The following is a 22,749-nucleotide window of genomic DNA, read 5'->3' as shown; positions in this document are numbered from 1 at the left end:
GGCCGGGCTGGTGCAGGCCTTCCACGCGCTGGCCGCGCTGCCGTCGCCGGACGGGGTGTGCCTGCTGGTCACCGGGGACGAGGAGGTCGGGTCGCTGACCTCGCGCGCGCTGATCGAGGAGTCGGCGCGTGGTTGCGCGGCCGCGTTCGTGCTGGAGGCCAGCGCCGACGGCGGCGCGCTCAAGACCGCGCGCAAGGGCACCTCCAACTACGAGCTCGTGGTGCACGGCAGGGCGGCGCACGCGGGCCTGGAGCCTGCGATGGGGGCCAACGCCGGGATCGAGCTGGCCCACCAGATCCTCGCGCTCGGCGCGATCGCCGACCAGGTGAACGGCGGCTGTCCAGACGTTCCGACGGCGGAGACCCCACCCGCGGCCGCGCGTGGACTGCCCCTTCCCCCGGGCCCCGCGGCACCGGGAACGTCGTCCGCCGCGGCGGCGCCCGGCGGACCTGGCGGCCTCGGACCGGTCACCGTCACCCCGACGGTGCTGTCCGGGGGCACCACGACCAACACCGTGCCCGCGCTGGCCAGCGTGGAGGTGGACGTGCGGGTGCCCACCCTCGCCGCGCAGAACCGGGTGGACGAGCTGATGAAGGCCCTGTCCCCCCGGACCCCGGGGACCCGGCTGGAGGTCCTGGGAGGGCCGAACCGCCCTCCCCTGGAGGAGGCCTCGTCGGCCGGACTGTTCGCCCTGGCCCAGCGGATCGCCGCCGGCCTCGGGCTCGCCCCCCTCTCCGGCGTCGGAGTGGGCGGCGCGTCCGACGGCAACTTCACCGCGGGGATCGGCTGCCCCACCCTCGACGGGCTCGGCGCGGTGGGCGGCGGCGCCCATGCCGCACACGAGCACGTGGTCGTGGCCGAGATGCCCGGCCGTACGGCACTGCTGACCGGCCTGATCCGGGCGGTGCTCGGATGATCGGCGCCGCTGACCGGCCCGGTCCGGGCGGTGCCCGGCTGAGCGGCGTGGAGCTGCGCGAACTGCACTCCATCGAGGAGCTGGAGGAGGTCTTCCGGCTGTTCGGCGACATCTGGCGCCCCGCCCCGGGCAGCGCGCCCATCACCGTCGAGCTCATGCGGGCGTTCTCGCACGCGGGCAACTACGTGGCCGGTGCCTACGAGGGCGGCCGCCTGGTCGGCGCGTCGGTCGGTTTCCTGGCAGCCCCCGCCGGGCAGGTGCTGCACTCCCACGTCACCGGCGCCTCCATCGGGCGCGGCATCGGCTTCGCGCTCAAACTGCACCAGCGCGCCTGGGCCCTGGAACGGGGCCTGGAGCGCATCACCTGGACCTACGACCCGCTGGTGCGGCGCAACGCCCACTTCAACCTGGTCAAACTCGGCGCCCGCCCCGAGGAGTACCTGCCCTCCTTCTACGGCGTCATGGCAGACGCGATCAACACCGGCGACGAGTCCGACCGGATGCTCGCCGTCTGGCGGCTGACGGAGCCGCGGGTGCTGGCCGCCGTCCGGGGCGAACCGCACCGGCCGCAGATCCCACCGGACGCGGTGGCCGCCCTGGCCGAACGCGACGGCCGCCCGGTCGCCGGACGGACCGACGCCCCCACGGTACTGGTCGCGGTCCCCGCCGACATCGAGACGCTACGCCGCGCCGATCCCGGCGCGGCCAAGGCGTGGCGCCACGCCGTACGCGACGTGCTGGGCGGACTGATGGAGGAAGGCGCCCAGGTGACCGGGTTCCAGGGCAGATCCTGCTACGTCGTGGAGCGGACCGCTTGATCGGCCCGATCCGCGAGCGGTCCGGCACGGGCCGTGAGACCACCCCGAGCGGCCGCCCGGCCGGCGGAGCGCTCGGGACGCGGCGCGAGCCGCTCGACATCCTGTAACGGGTCGCCTGACCGGCGGCGCTATCGGAAGGAGACGCGGCGGAGGCCGCACACCATGAAGATCACTGGAATCGAACTGCGGCGGATCGCGATGCCGCTGGTCGCCCCCTTCCGCACCTCGTTCGGCACCGCGACCAAACGCGACGTCCTGCTCCTGCGCGTCGTCACCCCCGACACCGAGGGCTGGGCCGAGTGCGTCGCCATGACCGACCCCCTCTACTCCTCCGAATACGTCGACGGCGCCGCCGACGTCCTGCGCCGCTTCCTCATCCCCGCCCTGCCCGCCCACCCCGACGCCCACCGCGTGCACCGGGCCCTGCAACCCTTCAAAGGCCACCGCATGGCCAAAGCCGCCCTGGAGACCGCCGTCCTGGACGCCCAGCTCCGCACCGGCGGCCAATCCCTGGCCGCCTTCCTCGGCGCCACCAAAGACCGCGTCCCCTCCGGCGTATCGGTCGGCATCATGGACTCCATCCCCCACCTGCTCGACGCCGTCGGCGGCTACCTCGACGAGGGCTACCTCCGGATCAAACTCAAGATCGAACCCGGCTGGGACATCGCCCCCGTCCGCGCGGTACGCGAACGCTTCGGCGACGACCTGCTGCTCCAGGTCGACGCCAACGCCGCCTACACCCTCACCGACGCCCCCCACCTGGCCAAGCTCGACGACCTCGACCTGCTGCTCATCGAGCAGCCACTGGCCAACGACGACCTCGTCCAGCACGCCCGCCTCGCGACACTGATGAAGACCCCGATCTGCCTCGACGAGTCCATCGAGTCGGCCGAACACGCCGCCGCCGCCATCACCCTGGGCGCCTGCTCGATCATCAACGTCAAGCCCGGCCGGATCGGCGGCTACCTGGAGGCCCGCCGGATCCACGACCTGGCCCGCGCCCACGGCGTCGCCCTGTGGTGCGGCGGTATGCTGGAGACCGGCGTCGGCCGCGCCGCCAACCTCGCCCTGGCCGCCCTGCCCGGCTTCACCCTGCCCGGCGACACCTCCGCCTCCCGCCGCTACTACGCCACCGACATCACCCCGCCCTTCGAACTGCGCGACGGCCACCTCGACGTCCCCACCGGTCCCGGCATCGGCATCGACCCCGTCCCCGGCATCCTGGACGAGGTCACCACCTCCACCGAATGGATCCCCCTCTGACGGCCGACCAGGGCGATCACAGCACCCGTTGAGGGCCGCGGCGGCGCTCGACAGACCGGTTCCGTCTTCGAAGACGGAACCGGTCTGTCGAGACTGGAGCATCTCGCCCACCCTGCGGGCGACCGCCCGGAACAGCTCCGCTCCGTCGAAGAGGTTCACTCATGGTCCCTGTGGCGAGTGAGGAAATCGAGGCTGGACGACGAGAGGAGACGTACGGTCTTCAATCCCCTCCCGTGTGGCGTCAGAGCTTGCCGAGGCCGCGGGCGAGGATGGCGGCGGTGTCCGCGACGACTCTGTCGTCGGCGGCGGCGTCCACGGCCCTGCGGTTGGTGTAGATCGACATGATGATGGGGGCGGCCGACTTTCCGGGCCAGACGACCGCGATGTCGTTCCCGGCCCCGTACTTCGAGTTCGTGCCGGTCTTGTCGCCGACCGTCCAGGTCTTGGGCAGGCCCGCGCGGATGCGGGCGTCCCCGGTCTTGTTCGCGATCAGCCAGGCGTTCAGCCGCTCCCGGTCCCTGGCGTCGAGGGCGTCACCTGTCGTGACCGCGCGCAGGTCACGGCCCATCGACGCGGGCATCGTGGTGTCCCGCTTCTCCTTGGGGCTCCAGTCGTTGAGCTCGGTCTCCCACCGGTCCAGCCGGGAGGTCGGATCCTTCAGCGTACGGAAGTACGCGGTCAGCCCGGCAGGGCCGCCGATCTGCTTCAGCAGCATGTTGGCCGCGGTGTTGTCACTTCGGGTGATGGCCGCCTCGCACAGCCGGGCGACGGTCATCCCGTCCTTCACGTGCTTCTCGGTGACCGGGGAATGCTCCTGCAGCTCGGCGGTCGTCCAGTGCACGACCTTGTTCAGCAGGCCGGGGTCGGAGGTGCGGGCCTTGTGCAGCACGGCCGCCGCCGCGATCGCCTTGAAGGTGGACAGCAGCGGGAAACGCTCGCCCGACCGGTACGTGATCGTCTTTCCGGTGGCGGTGTCGACGGCGTACGCGCCGATGCGGCCCTTGAAGGACGCCTCCAGCGTGCGCAGCTCCTTCCTGGCCCGGGCTCCGTCCGGTGCCGCCCGCATCGCTGTCGCCGGAGCCGCCGCCGGCGTTGCCGTCAGTGCTGTCGCGGACGGAGCGGCGGACGCGTGACCGGTCGCGGCGGCACCCGTCAGGGGGATGAGCACGAGTGAGGCCAGCGCCGACAGCGGGGCACGTCGAATGAGCTGAGTGGGCATGGGAATGCCTTTCGGCCGCGGATTGGATGCGACGGGAAGTCTCGCGCCGTCCTTTGATGCCGTCAAAGACGGAAGCAGTTGGTTCCATGCTGAAATGGCATAGGGTTACCTCGTGGACGTCCTCGGAGCCTGGCGAGCGTTCGTCAATGTGAGCGAGCGGGGAAGCTTCACGGAGGGCGCGGCGGCCACGCGAGTGCCGCAGTCGGTCGCGAGTCGCCGGATCGCCGCCCTGGAGAAGCACTTCGGGGAGCGGTTGTTCGATCGGTCGTCGCGCGGGGCGATGCTCACGCAGTTCGGCCGTGACATGCTGCCGTCGGCGAAGCGTCTCGTCCGCCTGGCCGACGACATGGAGTACGAAGCGGAACGGGCCAAGCTCAATCCCCTCCGCCTCGCCGTTCCCGACATCTGCACCGTGCGCGACCTGGCACGGCTCGACGCGGATGCGCGCCGGAGCGGCGTCTATCTCGACTTTCACGCCGCCCCGCCGGCCGCGCGGGCGGAACTCGTCCGATCTCGCGAGGTCCGCGCCGCCCTCACGGCGGTACCGCCGAGTGACGCGATCTGGTCCGTGCGGCTCGGGCTCGCCGGCGCCACGGACCTCCTCGCGGCAACCGTCTACGTCGAGACCCTTCGAGCCGGCCGAGCCGCTCAGTCGTCGCGGAGGAGCCGGATCTGGATCCAGCCCGAGGACGACGTCCCCCATATCCGCGACCGCATGTTCCGGATCCGGGATGCCGTCGGTCTCCAGCCCGCGCAGGTCACCGTCTCGGCCACGCTCACCGCCGCCACGGCGGAGGTCCTCGGCTCGACGGATCTCCTCCTGTGCTCGTCCAAGCAGGCCGAGGAACTGGCGCTGCACTGGCGCCCGGTCGGCGAGATCCAGCTCGTCCGCGGCTTCGACGTGTCCGCCGCCGTCGGGGACGACGCGGAGCGCATCCGGGCTCGGCTGTGGGAGGCGATCGCTCGCTGTCTCGGCGCGCGTGACCGGGACGGAAGGACACCGTGAGCGTCGAGAACCTGATCCGTGAACTCCGGCGAACGCTCGACGACGCGGGGCTCCGCGGATCGTTCCTGGTCCGGGACCTGTGCTCCGGCGACGAGCTCGGCATCGAGCCGGACCTCGAGTTCCCGATCGCCTCCCTCGTCAAGATCCCGCTCGCCCTCGCGACGCTCGAACGCATCCGGAAGGGTGAGCTCGACGGCTCCGCGCAGATCCTCGTACAACCGGGCGGGATCACCACTCCAGGGCCGACCGGGCTGAGCAGGTTCCGGCACCCGGCCCGGATCGCCATCGACGACCTGCTCTACCTCAGCACCGCCGTGAGCGACAACACGGCGGCGGACGCGCTGTTCGCCCTCACCCCGCCCGCCGAGGTCTCGGCGATGCTGCACGGGCTGGGGCTCCGCGGCATCACGGTCCGCCACACCATGCGAGAACTCAACGAGACCCCGGCGGAACGCCTCGACCCTCCCGACGTCCATCTCGCCCACTTCCTCGCCATCGAGGCGGGGACGGCCGGACGGGGACACCGGCTTCCGCAGCTCGACGTGACCCGCGCGAACTCGGGATCCGCGCGAGCGCTCATCGAACTCCTGCAGGCACTGTGGACCCTGTCTCCTATCGACCCAGGCGTCACCGAGCGCGTGCGGACCCTCATGGCGGACAACCTCATGCGGCATCGGCTGGCACCCGATTTCAGCTCCGACGCGTCGAGGTGGTCGTCCAAGACCGGGACGCTTCTCAACCTCCGTCACGAGTTCGGCGTCGTCGAGCACGCCGACGGCCAAATCTTCGGTGTCGCCGTACTCACCGAGTCGCGCGTGCCGGCCATCAGCCAGCCCGGAGCCGAGGCGCTCATGGCGCAGGTCGCGCGTACACTCCGCGATCGGCTACGACACATGTGAACAGCCCTCCCCTTCCCGGCCCTCCTCTCGGGCCGGCGCCACCCGGTCGCGCTCGGCCGTGGCGGACAGCCCGGCGACTCCGTACGGCAGGGCCGGCCTCCCGTTCGCCGCCTGTTCGAAACGGGCGGGAAGCGGGAGGCCGGCCGTGTCTCAGGCGTGCCTGAGGCGGGGCACCGCCTCCAGCAGGGAACGGGTGTAGTCGTTCCGGGGTGAGCCCACCACCTCTTCGGTCGTCCCCATCTCGACCAGCCTGCCCCGGTGCATCACCGCGACGACGTCGGAGACGTACCGGACCACGGCGAGGTTGTGCGAGATGAACAGCATCGACAGCCCGAGCTCCTCGCGCAGCGAGCGGACCAGGTTGAGCACCGAGCCCTGGACGGAGACATCCAGGGCGGAGGTGATCTCGTCGGCGACCAGCAACTCGGGGCGCGCGCCCAGTGCCCGGGCGATCGCCACCCGCTGCCGCTGCCCGCCGGACAGCTCGCGGGGGTAGCGCCCCGCCAGCGCGGCGGGCAGCGACACCAGCGACAGCAGCCGCTCCACCTCCGCCTGGCGGGCGGCGCGGGGCACGCGGAGTCCCTCGGCCACCGACGCGCCCACGGTCATCCGCGGGTCGAGGGAGGCGTAGGGGTCCTGGAAGACCATCTGGATCCGCCGCGGATCGCCGCCGGTGATCTCGCCGGTGTACGGCACCAGCCCGGTCACCGCCCTGGCCAGCGTGGACTTGCCCGACCCCGACTCCCCCACCAGGCCGACGATCGCCCCGGCCGGGATCTCCAGCGTGACGTCGTCGACGGCGGTGAACGCGCCGAACCGCACCGTCAGGTTCTTGATGATCATGAAGCCTCCCAGCAGGCGACCTGGTGCGCCTTGCCGTACGGGATCAGGGGCGGGCGCTCGGCGCAGCGGTCGGTCGCCAGCTCGCAGCGGGCCGCGAAGGCGCACCCCGGGCCGAGTTCGGCGGGTGAGGGCTGATGGCCGGGGATGCTGGCCAGCGGCAGGGACCTGTCGGTGTCCATGTCGGGCAGCGAGGCGACCAGCGCGCGGGTGTAGGGGTGCGCGGCGCCGGAGGCCAGCTTCTCCACCGGCAGCTCCTCGACCACCCGGCCCGCGTACATCACCACGACCCGGTGGCACAGCTCGCCGACCACGGCGATGTCATGGGAGATGAACAGGGTCGCCGCGCCGGTCGTGCCGGTCACCTCGCGCAGCAGGCGCAGGATCTGCCGCTGCACGGTCACGTCGAGGGCGGTGGTCGGCTCGTCGGCGATGATCAGCCGTGGCGTGCCCATCAGGCCCATCGCGATCACCGCGCGCTGCCGCATGCCGCCGGACAGCTCGTGCGGATGCTGCCGGGCCCGTCTGTCCGGCTCCGGGATGTGCACGTGCCCGAGCCGGTCCACGGCCCTGGTCCTGGCCTCGGCGCGGCTCGCGCCCTGGTGCACGGTCGCCACCTCCGCGAGCTGGCCGCCGACCCTGAGCGCCGGGTTGAGCGAGGCCATCGGGTCCTGGAAGACCATCGCCAGCGACGTGCCGAGCAGCTTGCGACGCTCCTGTTCCGGCAGCTCTCCGAGGTCGGTGCCGCACAGCCGCAGCCGCGCCGCGCTCACCTCGCCCGGATAGGGAACCAGCCCGCCGATCGCCGACGCGGTCAGGCTCTTGCCGCTGCCCGACTCCCCCACCAGGCCGACGATCTCGCCGGGCGCGACGGTCAGCGACAGCCCGCGTACCGGCGTCACTCCGCCGGGGAAGGTGACGGTGAGGTCCCGCACCTCCAGAACCGCCTCCGGGTCGGACTCGCCGAGCTCTCCTGGCGCGGAGGCGGCCCGCGGGGCCGCCTTCCCCGCCGGTACGGCGGTGCGCGACGCGGCACGTGCCAGGACGTCCCCCAGGAGGTTGAACCCGATGCCCGCGAGCGCCACCGCGACGGCGGGGCCGAGGGCGACGGCCGGGGTGGAGTAGATGCGGTTGAAGCCGTCGAACAGCAGCCGTCCCCAGTCGAACGACGGTGACTGCACGCCCAGGCCGAGGAAGGACATCCCGGCGAGCCCGAGCAGCGCGCCGCCCAGTGCCTGGGTGAGGTTGAGGATCAGCGGCTCGGCGATGTTGGGCAGGACGTGGCGCGCCATGATCCGCCGCCGGGGCACCCCGAGCATGCGGGCGGCCGACACGTAGTCGGCCCCGGCGACCGAGGCGGCGAGCGTCTGGGTGAGCCGGGCGAAGCCGGGCGCGATGGCGGCGCCGATGCCCAGCACGGCCCCTCGCGCGCCGAGTCCCGCGATCACCGCGGTGAACATGGCCAGCAGCAGGCCGGGGAAGGCCACCAGCGCGTTCACCGTACCGGTGACCAGGCGCGCGGGCCGGCGGGGCAGCACCGCGGGGAGCGCGCCGAGCACGGTTCCGCCGATCGCGCCGATGAGCGTGGCCAGCAGGGCCAGGAAGAGTGACAGCCGGCCGGCGACCAGCACCCGGGCGAGGATGTCACGGCCCAGGTTGTCGGTGCCGAGCGGGTGCGCGGCCGAGACTCCCTGGAGGATGACCGCGGGGTCGATGCGCTCGGCCTCGGCTCCCCAGATCGGTGGCCCGACGATCGCCAGGATCACCATGAGCGCGACCAGCGTGGTCCCGGCGAGCCCGGCGGGGGTCCGCAGCAGGTGCCGCATCAGCTCTCCTTCAGGGCGGACGTGGGGTCGAACACGCCGAGCAGCAGGTCGACGAGGAGGTTCACCGTGAGCACGATCGCGCCGTAGACGAGGATCACGGCCTGGGCGACCGGATAGTCCTTCTGGGTGATCGACTCCACGATCCGCAGGCCGAGCCCCGGCCACGCGAAGACGAACTCGACCAGCACGCTCCCGGCGATCAGGCTGGTGAGCAGCAGGCCGCCCACGGTGAGGGTCGCGGTGAGCGTGTTGGGCAGGACGTGCCGCACGTACAGCCGGGCGGCGGGCAGCCGCTTGGCACGTGCCAACCTCACGTAGTCGGTGCCCAGCTCGCGCAGCGTCTCCACCCGGGAGATACGGGCGATCATCGCCGTCGGCGCGATGGCCAGGGCGAGGATCGGCAGCACGTACGATTCGGGCCCGCCCCTGCCGGCGGGCGGGAACCAGCCGAGGCCGATCGCGAACACCGTCACCAGGGCGATCGAGTAGAGGAACTCGGGTACGGCGACGACCGCGCCGGTCGCGGAGGTGAAGGTCGCCTCGGTGCCCCGGTTGCGGCCGTTCTCGGTGCGGACCCCCGCCCACATGCCGAGCGGCACCGCGACGAGCAGGGTCACGACGGTCGCGAGCAGGGCGAGGGCGAGCGTGTTGGGGAGCCGGGCGGCGATGACCTCTCCGACCGGTTCCCCGGTGAGGAACGACGTGCCGAACTCCCCGCCCAGCACGTTGCGGACGTAGGACACCAGCTGGGACAGGATCGGCTGGTCCAGCCCGAGCGCGGCCCGCCTGGCGGCGATCAGTTCCATCGGCGCGGCGGGGCCGAGCGCGGCGCGCACCGGGTCGCCCGGGATCAGGTGGATCATCGCGAACGACGCGACGAGCAGCACGGTCAGCGAGATCACGAACCGGACGAGGTGCCGCAGCACGAACGCGCCGCGCGCCCGGCCCGGGAGCACCCGGCCGGCGAGCAGGCGCCCGCCGGCCGGTGGGAGAGAGGTCCCGGCCACTCAGCCCGCCTCGGTCATCCGGATGGAGGTCGGGATGAACAGGCCCGCCATCGTGTCGAACTTCGCGTTCTTGGCCGCGGTCAGCGCGGTGGTCTCCACGACCGGCACCAGGTCGGCGTTCTCGAACAGCGCGGACTCCGACTCCAGCCAGAGCTTGCAGCCCTCCTCGGCGGGCTTGAGCTGGGCCTCGGCCACCAGCTTCTCGTAGCGGGCGTTGGCCAGGTGGGAGAAGTTGGCGCCCTTCGGCGCCGCCGGGCCGGACAGGAAGCCGACGAGCTGCGTGGGAAGCGTGACGCCGATCGGCAGCCAGACGACGTCCCAGTCCTGGGTGGCGTTGAGCGACTCCGACAGCTTGGTGTCGATGACGCCGTTCAGCTTGACGGCGACGCCCGCCTTCTTCCACGCGGCGGCGAGGTATTCGGCCGCGGCCTGCGTGCCCGGCCCCTTGGTGGTGGCGTAGAGCAGGCGCAGCTCCAGCTTCCGGCCGTCCTTGGCGCGGACGCCGTCGGCGCCGGCCTTCCAGCCGGCGGCGTCCAGCGCGGCGCCCGCGGCTGCCGCGTCGAACGCCGGGACGTGGCCGGTGACGGTGTCGCCCTGGCACGGCCGCGGCTCCAGCACCAGCCCGGTGGCCGGGCGGCCGGTGCCGCCGGAGGCGATCCCGGCGAGCTCCTTGAGGTTGATCGCCTGGGTGAGCGCCTTGCGCACCGCCGGGTCCTTCGCGGGCCGGTCGTCGCCCTGATGGTAGAAGAACTGCCCGGTGTCCGCGGCCTCGACGGTCTTGCCCATCCCCGGGCTGGCCTCCAGGCGGGCGCGGTCGGGGCCGTAGATGACCGCGCCGTTGAGGTCACCGGAGATCAGCAGGTTCGCGGCGGTCTGCTCGTTCGGCACGACCTTCATCACGATCTTGGCGGGCATGCCCGGCTCCTTCGTGGTGGCGCCGCCCGGCCCCCAGGTGTAGTCCTTGCGGATCTGGAAGGTGTAGCGGTCGCCGGGCACCGCCTCGGTGAGCGTGTAGGGACCGGAACCGGAGGTGCCACGGGCCAGCACCGAGCGGTCCTCGACCCCCTTGCCGCAGACGATGAACATCAGCGGGGTGCTCTGCAGGATGAAGCTGAAGGGCTTGGGGGTGGAGAGCGTCACCGTCCCCGCCGCGTCGTCCGCCTCGGCCTTCATCCCGGTGGGCACCAGCACGCCGTAGATCGGCGACTTGGCGGCCGGGTCGGCGATGTGGTTGACATTGGCGGCCACGTCGGCGGGGGTGAGCTTGGAGCCGTCGGAGCAGGTGACGTCCTTGCGGAGGGTGAAGGTCACCGAGTCGGGTTTGACGTCCCACTTCTCGGCCAGCCCAGGGATGATCTTGCCGCCGGGACCGATGCGGGCCAGCGTGTCGTAGGACAGCGACAGCACGGTGTTGGTGACTCCCAGCACGCCCATGGCCGGGTCGAGCACCCCGGGGTCACTGCTGATCGCGAAGGTGAAGGTGCCGCCGTCGGCGGATCCGCCTGACGGGGAGTCCGCCGTGCCGCCGCACGCGGCCACGGACAGGCTGAGGGCGCCGAGCACGGCCGCCACTCCTGCGTTTCTCATCGGGACTCCAGGAAGGTGGGGGTGATGCCCCACATTTGCCTTTTCCCGGCGATCCTTCTTCGTCCTCCGCCACGAAAAGCCCGGAACCCATCGTGCTACCGCCCGAAGAGCCGCATCTGGAGCATCACGGTCAGGCGCGCCTCGGGATCGGCCAGATCCAGGCCGCTGATCTCGGCGAGCCGCTTCAACCGGTAGCGGAAGGTGTTGGCGTGCACGTGCACCCGGGCCGAGGCGGCGTTGACGTCGCCGAACGCGTCCAGGTAGGCCCGCAGGGTGGCGACCAGCTCGCTGCCGTGCTCCGCGTCGTGGCTCACCAGCCGTTCGTAGGGTCCGGTGGGGACCTGCTCCTCGGCCTCGACCAGGTCCGACAGCTGCAGCAGCAGCGCCTCGAAGTGCACGCCGGTGTAGCCGGCGACCGCGCCGGACGCCTCGCGGGCGCGCAGCACCCGCAGCGCCCGGTCGGCGTCGGCCCGGGACCTGGCCACCTCGGCCAGGTTGCCCGCCAGGCGCCCCACGCCGATGTTGGCCGCGTGCCGGGGGCCGACACGGACGAGGAAGCTCTCGGCGACCCGCACGGCCCGCGCCTCCTCGTCGCCGCCGGCGTGCAGCGGCAGTACGGCGTAGGCCACCGAGCCGACCAGCGCGGCGGCGGCCTTGGGGTGGATGGCCCCGACGTGCAGGGCGAGCGCGTCGCAGAATCGCTGCCTGTCGCTCTCCCGGTGCGCGGCGTCGGCGTGCGATCCGCCGCTGAGCTGGGCCGCGAGCACGCACAGCCGCCCGCTGGCGACGCCGAGCCGGCCGGCCGCCTCGGCCGCGTCCCTGCCGCCCGCCAGCACGGTGGAGAGCAGGTCGGCGCGGAGCCGGCGCCTGGTGTCCGCTCCGGCCCGCTGCCGGAGCAGCTGCAGCGCGACGATCTTGGCGGCGTCGGCGAGGGCGCGCTGCCGCTGGTCGCTCAGCGGTTCCCGCACGGCGGCCCAGATGGAGCCGAGGATCTCGTCTCCGGACCGGACGGCCACCGCCGCCCGGTTGATGCTGTCGTCGTCCAGCTCCATGTAGATCGGCTCGCGGCTCTGGTAGAGCTGGCGGAAGAATCCGCGCTCCTCCAGCATCCGCCGGTACCGTTCCGGCACCTGGCGGCCGAGCACGGTCTCCACCCTGCCGGGGTCGGCCTCGTCCTGGCGCCCGGAGTAGGCCAGCACCCGCGACGACCGGTCCTCGATGGTGACCGGCGCGTCCAGGAGCGCGCACACGGCGTTGGCCAGCGCGAACAGGTCGTCCGGCGGCGCCTCCCCCGGTTCGGCGAGGTCGCCCTCCGCCAGCAGGGAGCGCAGCAGCGCGGCCACCTGCGCCCAGGAGGCGGCACGGGTGAGACCCAGCACCGCCACCCCGGTCTCCAGGACCTTTGTCCGGACGAGCTCGTCGACGTCCACCGGTTGCTTGACGACGACGCCCGCCGCCGGGCCCGCCGCGTCGAGCAGGGCACAGATCTGCTCGGCGCGGTCGACCCCGACGGCGAGCAGGATGCCCCCCTCCGGGAGCAGCAGCTCGTCGAGGGGGTCGTAGATGTGCACGCCTGTGACCTCGGCGTCGAGCTCCCCCGGGGAGGCCGCCACATCCAGCACGGTGCTGCCCAGGTCCTCCAGGATCCGCTGCAGGCTGGCCCGGGGCCGATTGGTCATTCCCTCAAGATAACGGACATAGAGCGACATTATTCTCTTAGGTGATCAATGGCCACGCGGGCCGCATGGCCGATCACCCTGTCGGCCTTGGGCAACCGGAAAGCGAGTGAGTCGGTCCGCAGGAAGACCGCGACGGCGTAGCGCCTCCCGTCCGGATATTCCACAACACCCGCCTCGTTTCGGACACCCCAGAGCGTGCCGGTCTTCCCGGAGACCTTCACCTCGTCGCCGAACCCCGAGGAGAGCCGGTGCGGCCAGATCTGGTTGCCCATGATCCGCCGTACCTCCGCGCAGGCCTCCGGCGGACCGGCCTCGTCCCGCCAGATCTTGGTCAGCAGGGTCGTGGTCTCGCGGGGCGTGCCCGAGGTGGTCCGTTCAGGGTCGAGGATCGACAGCGCCCGGATCCGCTCCTCGCTCACCCCGGCGAGCTCCTCCTCGTCGAAGGCGCCGTCCCCGCCGGAGAGGCCCAGCTCGGTCACGGCGCTTCCGAGCAGCTCGGCGCAGCCGCCGATCAGGCGGGTGCGCTCCAGGCCGAGCCCGCGCAGCGTGGCGTGCAGGTTGTCGAGCCCGACCCGGCGCAGCAGCACGTCGGTGGCCGCGTTGTCGCTCATGGTCATCATGAAGTGGGCCAGGTCGCGCAGGGTGAGCGAGACGTCGTCGGCGCAGCCGGAGGTGCCGATGCCGCCGTCCTTGTCGGCGGCGGTGACGATCAGCCGCTCGGTGCGCTCCAGGGTCCCGGCCGCGGCCTGCCTGGCGTACTCCAGAACGATCGGGACCTTGAACACCGAGGCGAGCACGACCGGCTCGTCGGCGCCGAGACCGATCTCCGCATCGCCGTCGACGTCACGGACATGGATGAAGCCCTCCACGTCCGCGTCGTCGAACGCCTCTCGCAGCGCCTCACACATGGGGCAGCGCCCGCCCGTTGTGGATGTAGGCGGCGCGGCCGTCCTCCACCACGAAAGTGATCGTCTCGTACCCGCCGCCCTGCGGCTCCGCCGCGATGAAGGAGTGGCCGGAGTGGTGGACGAAGCGGGTGGTGGTGCCCGGGGTGCCCGCCTTGACCATGAACTCGCCGGGGATCATCGTGATGTCCAGGCCGCCGTCCGCCCCGGTCACCTCGTAGGCGATCATCGGCCCCTCGTACCTGCCGGTGTACGGCGTGGGGTCCACGGCCCGCGGTGTCCCGGCCGGGACCGGGAAGTCCGGGACCGGGAGCCCGGTGACCTCGCGTATCACCGGCAGCACCACGTCGACGAGCAGACCGAGGAAGTCGCCGCCGTTGGCGCTCATCGCGATCGCGAAGTCCGCTCCCGGCACGACCCGCCAGAACGTGCTCTGCCCGATCGTCCCGCCGTCGTGACCGTAGACCTCGCCGCCCCAGTCGAACAGCTCGAAGCCCAGGCCCCAGCGGTCGGCCAGCAGCCCGGAGATCCCCGGCACCTCGACCTGCGCGGTCCGCATGGCCGCGACCGACTCCTCCGACAGCAGCCGGGTGCCGTCCTCCGCGAGACCTCCGGCGACGAACATCCGGCCGAAGCGGACCAGCTCGCGCGGGGCCAGGCACATGGTCGAGCCCGCGGAGGCGTTGGAGCGCGGCATGACCCACGCGTGGTGGACGGTGCCCTCGGGTCCGACATGACCGGCCGCCGCCCGGAACAGGATGGCCTCCTCGGGCAGGAGCGCCGAGTGCGTGGCACCGAGCGGGTCCAGCAGGCGCTCGCGCATCACCCGCTCCCACGTGGTGCCACGCACCCGCGCGACCAGGGCGCCGAGCACGCAGTACCCGGCGTTGCAGTAGGAGAACATGGCTCCGGGGGCGTGCACGTGGCCCGCGTCGTGCAGGAAGTCCACATACTTGTCCAGGCAGTCGTCGCCGCGCCCGGTGTCCTCGAACAGGTCGCCGTCGAAGCCGCCGGTGTGGGTGAGCAGGTGCCTGACCGTGATGACCTTCTCCGCGCCGTCGGCGACGGCGAACTCCGGCAGGTAGTCGACGACCGGGCGGTCCAGCTCGACCAGCCCCTCGTCGACGAGCTGCATCACGAGGGCGGCGGTCCAGACCTTGGTGGTGGAGCCGACCTGGAAGACGCTGTCGGTCGTGGTCTCCACGCCGATGTTCCTGTTCACCACGCCGGTGGCGACCTCGACGAGCCGCCCGCCCGCCCAGAAGGCGAGCGCGGCGCCGGGCACGCCGTGCCGCCGGGCCGCCTCGTCGAAACGCGCCTGCAGGTTCTCAAGCATGCCGGCTCCTCAAGCGATCTTGGGCGTGGCGCGCACGCCGAGGTGGACGTACGGCGAGCCGTCGGCGAGCTCGTAGAAAACGGCCGACAGCCACTGCTGCTCCCCTTCCGGACGGCCGACGAAGGTGACGTCGTCCACCGGGACGAGGTCGAACTCCATGGGCGGCTGCATCCCGGCGAGGGCGCCGGTGACCTCGTTGTACAGCGAGAGCCGACCGTCGCGGGCCGTCAGCGTCATCCGACTGCCCGCCCGCTCGTACACCCCGGCGTACCGCTCGACGTCGGTCTCGAACGGCTCGTCCGGCGGTCCCAGCACCGGCGGGACGGTCAGGCCGAGCAGCTCGTCGAAGAGCTCGACGGCCAGGGCGTGCTGGAACGCGGCGGTGTGGCCGCCGTTGGCCAGCACGCACACCACCGTCTCGGTGTCGGGGACCGCCCAGAGCATGGCCGCCTGGCCGATGGTGTTGCCGCCGTGGGAGATGACCCGGCGCCCCTGCCACTCGTCCAGGATCCAGCCCAGGCCCCACTGCTTGCCAAGGGTGTACGGGTTGGGGATGTCCACCTGCGGCTCCCACATCACCCGCGGGTCGGCGAGCAGCCCGGTGCCCAGGTGCGCTCGGGCGAAGGCGACGACGTCGGCGGGACGGGCGCAGATCAGCCCGGCCGGGCCGCAGGAGCGCATCAGGCCCCAGACGGGGGCGGGCGCTCCGTCCATGTGGCCCATGGCTCCGCGGAAGCGCAGGACGTCCTCCGGGAGCGTGTGGGTGTGGGACAGGCCGAGCGGCTCGATGATCTGCTCGCGCAGCGCGGCGTCCCACACCTTGCCCGTGAGGCGCTCGATGACGCGCCCGGCGATGGTGAATCCCGCGTTGCAGTACGACTGGGTGGCGCCGAGGGGGTGGTTCTGCGCGAGGTCCGCGCAGGCCTCGACGTACTTCTCGATGCAGTCGTCCCCGCGGCCGGTGTCGAGGAAGAAGTCGCCGTCGATGCCGGAGGTGTGCGAGAGCAGGTGCCTGATCGTGACGGTCTTGGTCACCTCCGGGTCGGCGACCCGGAACTCCGGCAGGACCTGGACGACCGGGGTGTCGAGCGTCAGCTCACCCCGCTCGACGAGAAGCATGATCTGGGTGGCGGTCCACACCTTGCTGACCGAGCCGATCTGGAAGAGCGAGTCGGTGGTCACCTCCACCCCGGTGTCCACGTTGAGCACGCCCGCGGCGAACTCGTGGACCTCCCCCTCGTGCAGGAAGGCCAGGTTCGCGCCGGGAACCTCGTACTCGGCGATCAGCTCTGCGAGACGGTCGTGCCAGCGACGGGGATCCATTGCTCCAGCCACGCGACGATCCTTTCGTTGTAGTCCACCCGATGGGACGGGCGGCCGTTGAGGATGAACATGTGGGAGCCGCCGGGATAGCGGACCAGCCGGACCGGCACGCCCCGCTCCCGCAGGGCCGCGAACCACTGCTCGGCCTGACCGACCGGGCACCGGTCGTCGTTCTCGCCGTGCAGGATGAGAGTGGGTGTGGTCACCCGGGCGACGTGGGTCATCGGGGACTGGCCCGCGATGTCGCCGCCGCACTCGTACGTCTTCAGAAAGTGTCCCGCGTCGGAGGTGCCGGCCATGCTGACCAGGTCGCTGACGCACCCGCCGGGGACGGCCGCCTTGAACCGGCCGGTCTGGGTCGGCAGCCAGCAGGACATGTAGCCGCCGTAGCTGTATCCCGTCACCGCGAGCCGGTCGGGATCGGCGATGCCGTCGGCGACCAGCTCGTCGATCGGGCCCAGGAAGTCGCCGGTGTCGGCGATCCCCCAGGCGCCGAGGGCCGCGTTGTAGAACGCCTCACCGTAGCCGTCGCTGCCGCGCGGGTTGACGGTGAGCACGGTCCAGCCCCGGGCTGCGAGCACCTGGTGGTAGAGGTGCACGCCGTCGAAGACCGGCGCCCACGCGTTGTGCGGGCCGCCGTGCACGTCCAGCAGGAGCGGTCCGGGCTCGGTGAGCCTCTCGTCCCGCAGCACGAACCCCTCGACCTCCGTCCCGTCGGGGGCGGTGAAGGTACGGCTCCGCGGGGTGAACAGCTCGACGTCGGGGAGCGCGTGGGCGGTGAGCCTGGTCACGACCGGCGCCGTCGTACCGGAGACGGCCGAGCCGTCGCCCGGCGAGACGTCGGCCCGGCCTGCGGGGAACTCCGCGAGGTAGACCTCCCCCGCGCTGTACGGCGTGGCGGCGACGTAGGCGATCCTGCCTCCGGCGGCGCTGACGCCGGCGACCACCTGATCCCCGCCGACGATCTTCTCGCCGGGGGCGCGGTACAGGTGGGTGAATCCTCGGTCACGGGCGCAGAAGATCAGGTCGTCCCCCGCGAGCTGGGGCGCCGCACCGGGATAGCCGGGCGCGCCGACCATGACGTTGCGGTCGAGCCCGGTCTCGACCTCCACGAGCCCGTCCGTCCCGAGGCTGAACAGGCGGGTGTGCCCGATGGGTTCGCCGGCGAATCCCGCCACCAGCAGCCGCCCGCCCAGCCACCAGGCACCCGTGCAGATCACGCCGGCACCGGTGAGCAGTTCGGGCTCGCCGCCCGAGACGTCGACCGAGTAGACCGCACCCGTGACGGCCAGATCGCGGTCAGGCTCCATGCTCGCGGCGAAGGCCAGCTTCCGCCCGTCCGGCGACCAGGACGGCTCGCCGGCATGGAAGTCACCCGAGGTGATCTGCCTGGTCTGTCCCGTCGCCACGTCCACCACGGACAGGTGCGTGGTCAGACCGCGCAGCAGGCCCGCGCCGTCCGCCTTGTACTCCAGGCGGTCGGCCACGACCGGGGCGTGCGGGTCGGGGTCGCCGTGCGGCGCGCTGTAGGCGATCTCGGCGCCGTCGGGAGACCAGACCGCCGCACCCGCGCCCAGCGGCGCGGCGGTGAGGACGCGAGGCTCGCCGCCGTCCATCCGCAGCAGATGGAGCTGCGGTCTGCCGTCCACGGGACGGAGGAAGGCCAGCGAGTGCCCGTCGGGCGACCAGCGCGGGGCGGAGTCGCGCGGCCCGCCCGTCAGCCGCCGCGGCTCGGCGCCGGGGGCCGCGAGCCAGATCTCGGAACGGTTTTCGTCGGATTCCCGGTCGGTGGCCGCGACCACGTAGGCGACGTCGCTTCCGCCGGGGCGCAGTCGGGGATCTTCCGGCACCGCGATGCGGTAGAGGTCGCTGGGGGAGAGGCGAGGCATGTCCGAACGTTAGGCCGCACTCGCCACCGCTTCTTCGGTCTTCATGACGAACCGGGCCCGATCCGTTTGTGCCGTTCTCCAATCGCCCCGCGTCGGCGCGCGGGGCAGGGGGCGGCCCTGCCCTCCCGGGGCGGAGGGAACGCGCCGGGACACGCCCGGCCCCGGCCTACAGCGGCAGCTCGTCCAGCAGCCTGAGCCGCCTGGCCATCCGGTCACGGCTGTGGTGCCCCTGGAGCTTGGCGTCGGTCCGCGCCCCGAGCCGGTCGGCCAGGCGGTAGAGGACGCGGGCGCGGCGCGCCTCCTCCGCCGCCGACCGGGGCCAGGCGGGGTCGGGCGGCACCAGCGGCCCGGGGACCTGGTAGTCGAACGACATCGGGGGCAGGCCCAGGAGCCACCGGGCGGCCGACAGGTGATACTCGCCGAGCAGCTCCCGGTAGGACAGCGCGTCCCAGAGGGAGGTGGCGTGCCGCAGGTGCGACAGCGCGACCAGGCCGGCCCGCGCGTCCCAGAGCCGGTGGGCGATCACCTGCGACCACACGAGGTAGACGGAGGTGCCCCCCGCCCGGTCCGGTATCCCGGATCTGCCCGAGGTGAGCTGCAGGAGCTTCTTCTGGAGGCCGACCGCCTCGTCGTGGCGCCCTTCGCTCCACGCGATCTCCGTCCGCGCCTCCAGCAGCCATTCCTCCCGCTGCGGGGAGCCGGCGCCGGGCAGCCGTTCGAGGTCGGCCAGGGCCCGCCTGGCCGCGGCCGGGTCGCCGGCCCTGCTCGCGTAGAACACCAGCCGGTAGAGGTAGAGCGCCGTGTTCGCCTCATCGACCGGGCCGGCCGGCCGGCGCACCGCCCAGCCCTCCCGCGCCAGTGCCAGCGCTCTGGGCAGGTCGCCCCGGTCGTACTCCAGGCTCGCCCGCTGGAACAGCAGGACGTGCCGCAGCTCCTGGAGCCTGTTGCCCCGCAGGAACTCCTCCGCCATCCGGTGGGTGCCCTCGATGACCGGCAGCTCGGCCGGGATCGCGCGCGCCGCGTCGTACCAGACGCCCAGGGCCTCGAAGACCGTGTCCGGCGTCCCCTCCACGGGCCCCCCGGGCAGCGCCCTCGCGACCGCGACCATGGCCTCGGTGACCCGTCCGAGCATCAGGAGGCTGTTGCCCTGCTCCACCAGCGCCACCGCCTGGGTGCGGACGTCGCCGAGCGCCTCGGCCAGGTCCGCGCACCGGCCGAACAGTTCGGCCGCCCGCATGTAGTGGCCGAGCCTGTGCGCGCGGTCGCCGAGGCGGCCGTTCCATTCGAGACGGATGCGCACGGCGGTCTGGGCGATGCCGCTGAGCGCCTCAGAGGCCATCGGTCAGCTCCCGGAGCATCTCGCGGACCGCGTTGACCTTGTACGGGCGCAGGCCGGTCTGCTCGGTCAGCGCCACCGGATCGTGGGCCAGCAGGTCCTCCACCGTCGTGCAGACCCTGCGCAGGGCGGAGACCTCCGCGCCGGAGAGCTTGACGTCGAGGCCGCGCAGCAGGGTCGCCGACAGATACCGTCGCCTCCTGGCGGTCATCAGCCGGCCGATCCCCTCGTGGCTGGGCTGCCCGTCCCGCTCCACCGCCCGTCGTATCGCCTCCGCCAGCTCCTCCACACCGTCAGAAGGCGAGCCGTAGGGGATGTAGAGCTTCTCCTTGATGTCGGAGGGCACCTCCTGCCTGGCCTCGCGGTGCCGCAGCGAGAAGATCGGCCGGTCGTCCCCGGCGAACATCGCGGCGCCGAGCTCCAGCATGACGTTGGGGTTGAGGTCGCTGATCTCGGCGATGAAGCCGTGCGCCCGGCTCATGTGCTCGCGGGTGTTGTCGAGCAGGCCCGACCGGTAGGTGTGGTCGCGGGCGAGCATCACCTCGAAGAAGTACGGGCCGCCCTCGAAGACCCTGCGCACCGCCTGCTCCAGAACCGCGTACTCCTCGGAGAACGGGGCGATCATGAAGAGCAGCACGTGCGGGGGCCGCTTGGCCACGAGCGCGGCGTGGCTCTCCCGCAGCGCCAGCGCCTCGCGGCGCTCGCGCTCCACCATGTCCTGCAGGCCGGCCAGGTCGTTGCGCTGGTTCACCACCCTGTCGCACAGGCGCAGGAACTGGCGGTGGATCGTCTCGGCGTTGTCGTGGGTGAGCAGGTTGCGCGAGTAGAGGACGGCGCTGGTGTACATCGCGTACATCAGGTCCTGGGCGACCGGCTCCCTGTTCATCGCCGCCAGCTGCCTGACCAGCGGGTTGGTGGCGTTGAGCTGCAGGTAGACGGGCCGCCTGCGGCTGCGCTCCAGCGCCTCGTTGGCCACGTCCTCCAGCTGCGAGCGGAACCAGGGCTGGATCACGATGTCGCGGAGCTTGAGCTCGGCCTCGCTCTCCGGGGTGAGGATGATGACGGCCGGGAGCTCCGGCGGGGCGAACCTCCGCATCCGCACGTCGATGTTGGTCACCCCGGCCCGGCGCAGCGCCCATTCGGCGTTGGCCTCGAGCTGGCGGAAGGACTCCTCCTCCTCGCGCGACAGCCGCTGGAAGATCGCCGGGTCGTCGGTCGCGTCCAGCCGTTGCAGCCAGACGCGCCCGGCGTTGTACATCGAGTATTTCTCCAGCAGCGCCTCGTCGAACTCCGCGCCCGCGTTGATCACGCACCAGCCGGTCGCGTCCGCCAGCCGGTAGAACTGGGCGGCGGCCCCGGCGAAGGCGAAGTAGTAGATCGGCGCCTTGTTCCCCGTCTCCGGCCGTGGGGAGTTCTTCGTCAGATATTCCTCGAGCGACATCAAACTGCGGTTGGTCTCGAAGAGGAGCAGGTCGGCGACCTGGGCGAAGAAGTCGTCGTGGACGAGCGCCATGCCCTTGAGGTGGTAGTGGTGCCAGAGGTTGATGTGGACGAAGGTGTTGCGCTCGTTGCGGGCGAGGTCGGCCAGGTGGTCGACGATGACCTTGCCCAGCTCCTCCCTCAGGAACCTGAAGCTGGAGTGCGTCCGCTGCACGTTGTCGCGGGCCGCCGTCGGCAGCAGGTCGGGGCTGTCCACGAGCCCCCGGACGAACTTCGCCCAGGGCGGCAGGAGGTCGACGTCGTCCGCCCGGACGAACATGCGCCGCACGAAGATGTCGACGACACCGGTCGTGTCGAGGTCGGGCAGGTTCCGGTCGGAGATGTAGAGGGCGCCGCGTGCCCGGCACTCCCCGTCGATGTCGATCGGGATGACGGTGAGCGGGGTGTCGTTGTGATATCTGCGGCCGAGATACTGGCGGTAGGCCTCCAGCTTCTCGCCCGGGGAGTGCCAGACGTCCCGGTGCCAGGGCGCGTCCATCGCGTTGACGGGCCCCTTGCCGTCGACGTTGATCGGGAAGCGGATGAAGTCGCAGTAGCGGATCACGGTCTCGGTGATCCGCCGCGGGTCGACCAGGTAGCCGTGCTCCGGCCCGAGGTGCAGGATCACCTCCGTCCCCACGCCCGGCTTGTCGTCGTCGTAGAGCTCGCAGACCGTGCTGCCGGAGTTGTGCCAGGCCAGCGCCCCGCCGGTGGCGGACTTGCGGGTGCGCACCACCACCTTCGTCGCCACGACGAAGGCGGAGAGCATCCCGATGCCGAACTGGCCGATCAGCGCGAACGCCTCCTCCCGGCCCTCGGCGCGCAGTTTCCTGCTCAGCGAGCCCGTCCCGGTGGACCCGATGACGGAGAGGAACCTCTTGACGTCCTCCTCGTCCATGCCGATCCCGTTGTCACGGAATATCAGCACCCCGTCCTTCGGATGGACCTCGATCTCGATCCTGCCGCTGACGTCCTCGCTCTCGGACTGGCGCAGGACGATCGAATCGTGGGCGTTCTGGATCAGCTCGCGTACGAACACGTCGGGGTCGGCGTAGAGATGCCGGGCGAGGAGCTGGATGAGCCCCTCGAAGTCGGTCTCCATCTTGAATGTCTCGCGTGGACGGCCCGCCATCGCCACTCCCTGCCTCGACAACGCCATCCGGCTGATCACGGCCATCGATGTCCGCCGCACAAAATGGCCGGAAATGGCTACCCGGATCAAGTCTAGCCATCGCCAAGAATGTATAGGAGTTCGGTGCGAGAAAGTAATGATCGACTTTCTCCAGAAAATAACGCAAAAGGGAAATAATTCATAATTTGGACAGTGTTCCGGTGTTCTCCCCGCCGGGACCACGCATATCTCACGCGCCACGGACGGGCCGCCCGCCCATGGAACGGCGGCCCCTCCGTCCCTCCCGGGC

17 protein-coding genes are annotated in these 22,749 nt (G+C 71.8%); 5 read left to right on the top strand and 12 right to left on the bottom strand.

Features of this window, described 5'->3' with window-relative positions:
• From ACZ6R6_RS45085 to menC, 3 genes are all read left to right on the top strand, one after another.
• The coding region (locus tag ACZ6R6_RS45085) for a M20/M25/M40 family metallo-hydrolase (RefSeq protein ID WP_470103246.1) at nucleotides 1-916 on the top strand (916 nt) is incomplete at its 5' end.
• The gene (locus ACZ6R6_RS45080) at nucleotides 913-1,734 is read left to right on the top strand and encodes a GNAT family N-acetyltransferase (RefSeq protein ID WP_470103245.1); all 822 of its coding nucleotides are present in this window, start codon (nucleotides 913-915) and stop codon (nucleotides 1,732-1,734) included. The genes ACZ6R6_RS45085 and ACZ6R6_RS45080, both read left to right, overlap by 4 nt.
• Before the next feature lie 162 nt (nucleotides 1,735-1,896).
• Nucleotides 1,897-2,997, top strand: coding sequence for an o-succinylbenzoate synthase (menC, locus tag ACZ6R6_RS45075; protein WP_470103243.1), 1,101 nt, complete (start codon nucleotides 1,897-1,899; stop codon nucleotides 2,995-2,997).
• 241 nt (nucleotides 2,998-3,238) lie between these two features.
• Here the strand turns inward: menC and bla are convergent, their stop codons facing one another.
• Nucleotides 3,239-4,216, bottom strand: a complete 978-nt coding sequence (gene bla, locus ACZ6R6_RS45070) for a class A beta-lactamase (protein ID WP_470103242.1) — start codon at nucleotides 4,214-4,216, stop codon at nucleotides 3,239-3,241.
• A gap of 112 nt (nucleotides 4,217-4,328) precedes the next feature.
• Here bla and ACZ6R6_RS45065 point away from each other — a divergent pair, with 112 nt between their 5' ends.
• Both ACZ6R6_RS45065 and ACZ6R6_RS45060 read left to right on the top strand, forming a co-directional pair.
• Nucleotides 4,329-5,222, top strand: coding sequence for a LysR family transcriptional regulator (locus ACZ6R6_RS45065; protein ID WP_470103240.1), 894 nt, complete (start codon nucleotides 4,329-4,331; stop codon nucleotides 5,220-5,222).
• Nucleotides 5,219-6,121: a serine hydrolase gene (locus tag ACZ6R6_RS45060; protein ID WP_470103238.1), complete on the top strand. Its 903-nt coding sequence runs from the start codon at nucleotides 5,219-5,221 to the stop codon at nucleotides 6,119-6,121. The genes ACZ6R6_RS45065 and ACZ6R6_RS45060 overlap by 4 nt, the downstream gene beginning before the upstream one ends.
• Before the next feature lie 150 nt (nucleotides 6,122-6,271).
• Here the strand turns inward: ACZ6R6_RS45060 and ACZ6R6_RS45055 are convergent, their stop codons facing one another.
• The 11 genes from ACZ6R6_RS45055 to ACZ6R6_RS45005 all read right to left on the bottom strand — a co-directional run bounded on the left by ACZ6R6_RS45055 (nucleotide 6,272) and on the right by ACZ6R6_RS45005 (nucleotide 22,460).
• Nucleotides 6,272-6,964: an ABC transporter ATP-binding protein gene (locus ACZ6R6_RS45055; RefSeq protein WP_470103236.1), complete on the bottom strand. Its 693-nt coding sequence runs from the start codon at nucleotides 6,962-6,964 to the stop codon at nucleotides 6,272-6,274.
• Entirely contained in the window at nucleotides 6,961-8,787 is a 1,827-nt protein-coding gene (locus ACZ6R6_RS45050; protein ID WP_470103234.1) for a dipeptide/oligopeptide/nickel ABC transporter permease/ATP-binding protein, read from the bottom strand. Before ACZ6R6_RS45050 ends, ACZ6R6_RS45055 begins: the two co-directional genes overlap by 4 nt.
• Nucleotides 8,787-9,794, bottom strand: coding sequence for an ABC transporter permease (locus tag ACZ6R6_RS45045; protein WP_470103232.1), 1,008 nt, complete (start codon nucleotides 9,792-9,794; stop codon nucleotides 8,787-8,789). The genes ACZ6R6_RS45050 and ACZ6R6_RS45045 overlap by 1 nt, the downstream gene beginning before the upstream one ends.
• Nucleotides 9,795-11,381: an ABC transporter substrate-binding protein gene (locus tag ACZ6R6_RS45040; protein ID WP_470103231.1), complete on the bottom strand. Its 1,587-nt coding sequence runs from the start codon at nucleotides 11,379-11,381 to the stop codon at nucleotides 9,795-9,797.
• A 95-nt stretch (nucleotides 11,382-11,476) separates the two neighbouring features.
• Nucleotides 11,477-13,060, bottom strand: coding sequence for a PucR family transcriptional regulator (locus ACZ6R6_RS45035; RefSeq protein ID WP_470103229.1), 1,584 nt, complete (start codon nucleotides 13,058-13,060; stop codon nucleotides 11,477-11,479).
• 29 nt (nucleotides 13,061-13,089) lie between these two features.
• Nucleotides 13,090-13,968, bottom strand: coding sequence for a serine hydrolase (locus ACZ6R6_RS45030; protein ID WP_470103227.1), 879 nt, complete (start codon nucleotides 13,966-13,968; stop codon nucleotides 13,090-13,092).
• Nucleotides 13,961-15,301 carry a serine hydrolase domain-containing protein gene (locus ACZ6R6_RS45025; RefSeq protein WP_470103226.1) on the bottom strand — a complete coding sequence of 447 codons (1,341 nt, stop codon included), beginning with the start codon at nucleotides 15,299-15,301 and terminating at the stop codon, nucleotides 13,961-13,963. Before ACZ6R6_RS45025 ends, ACZ6R6_RS45030 begins: the two co-directional genes overlap by 8 nt.
• Before the next feature lie 9 nt (nucleotides 15,302-15,310).
• Nucleotides 15,311-16,636: a serine hydrolase domain-containing protein gene (locus ACZ6R6_RS45020; protein WP_470103224.1), complete on the bottom strand. Its 1,326-nt coding sequence runs from the start codon at nucleotides 16,634-16,636 to the stop codon at nucleotides 15,311-15,313.
• On the bottom strand, nucleotides 16,585-18,513 hold the full coding sequence (locus tag ACZ6R6_RS45015) for a S9 family peptidase (protein ID WP_470103223.1): 1,929 nt from the start codon (nucleotides 18,511-18,513) through the stop codon (nucleotides 16,585-16,587). Before ACZ6R6_RS45015 ends, ACZ6R6_RS45020 begins: the two co-directional genes overlap by 52 nt.
• Before the next feature lie 166 nt (nucleotides 18,514-18,679).
• Nucleotides 18,680-19,852, bottom strand: coding sequence for a hypothetical protein (locus tag ACZ6R6_RS45010; RefSeq protein ID WP_470103221.1), 1,173 nt, complete (start codon nucleotides 19,850-19,852; stop codon nucleotides 18,680-18,682).
• Complete coding sequence (locus ACZ6R6_RS45005) at nucleotides 19,842-22,460, bottom strand: heat shock protein Hsp90 family protein (RefSeq protein WP_470103219.1); 2,619 nt, start codon at nucleotides 22,458-22,460, stop codon at nucleotides 19,842-19,844. The genes ACZ6R6_RS45010 and ACZ6R6_RS45005 overlap by 11 nt, the downstream gene beginning before the upstream one ends.
• Between the last annotated feature and the right edge of the window lie 289 nt (nucleotides 22,461-22,749).

The sequence above is a fragment of the Streptosporangium sp. NPDC048886 genome (assembly GCF_055586905.1).
Note: the sequence above shows the minus strand (reverse complement) of the source record. Positions and strands in the feature narration are given on the sequence as shown.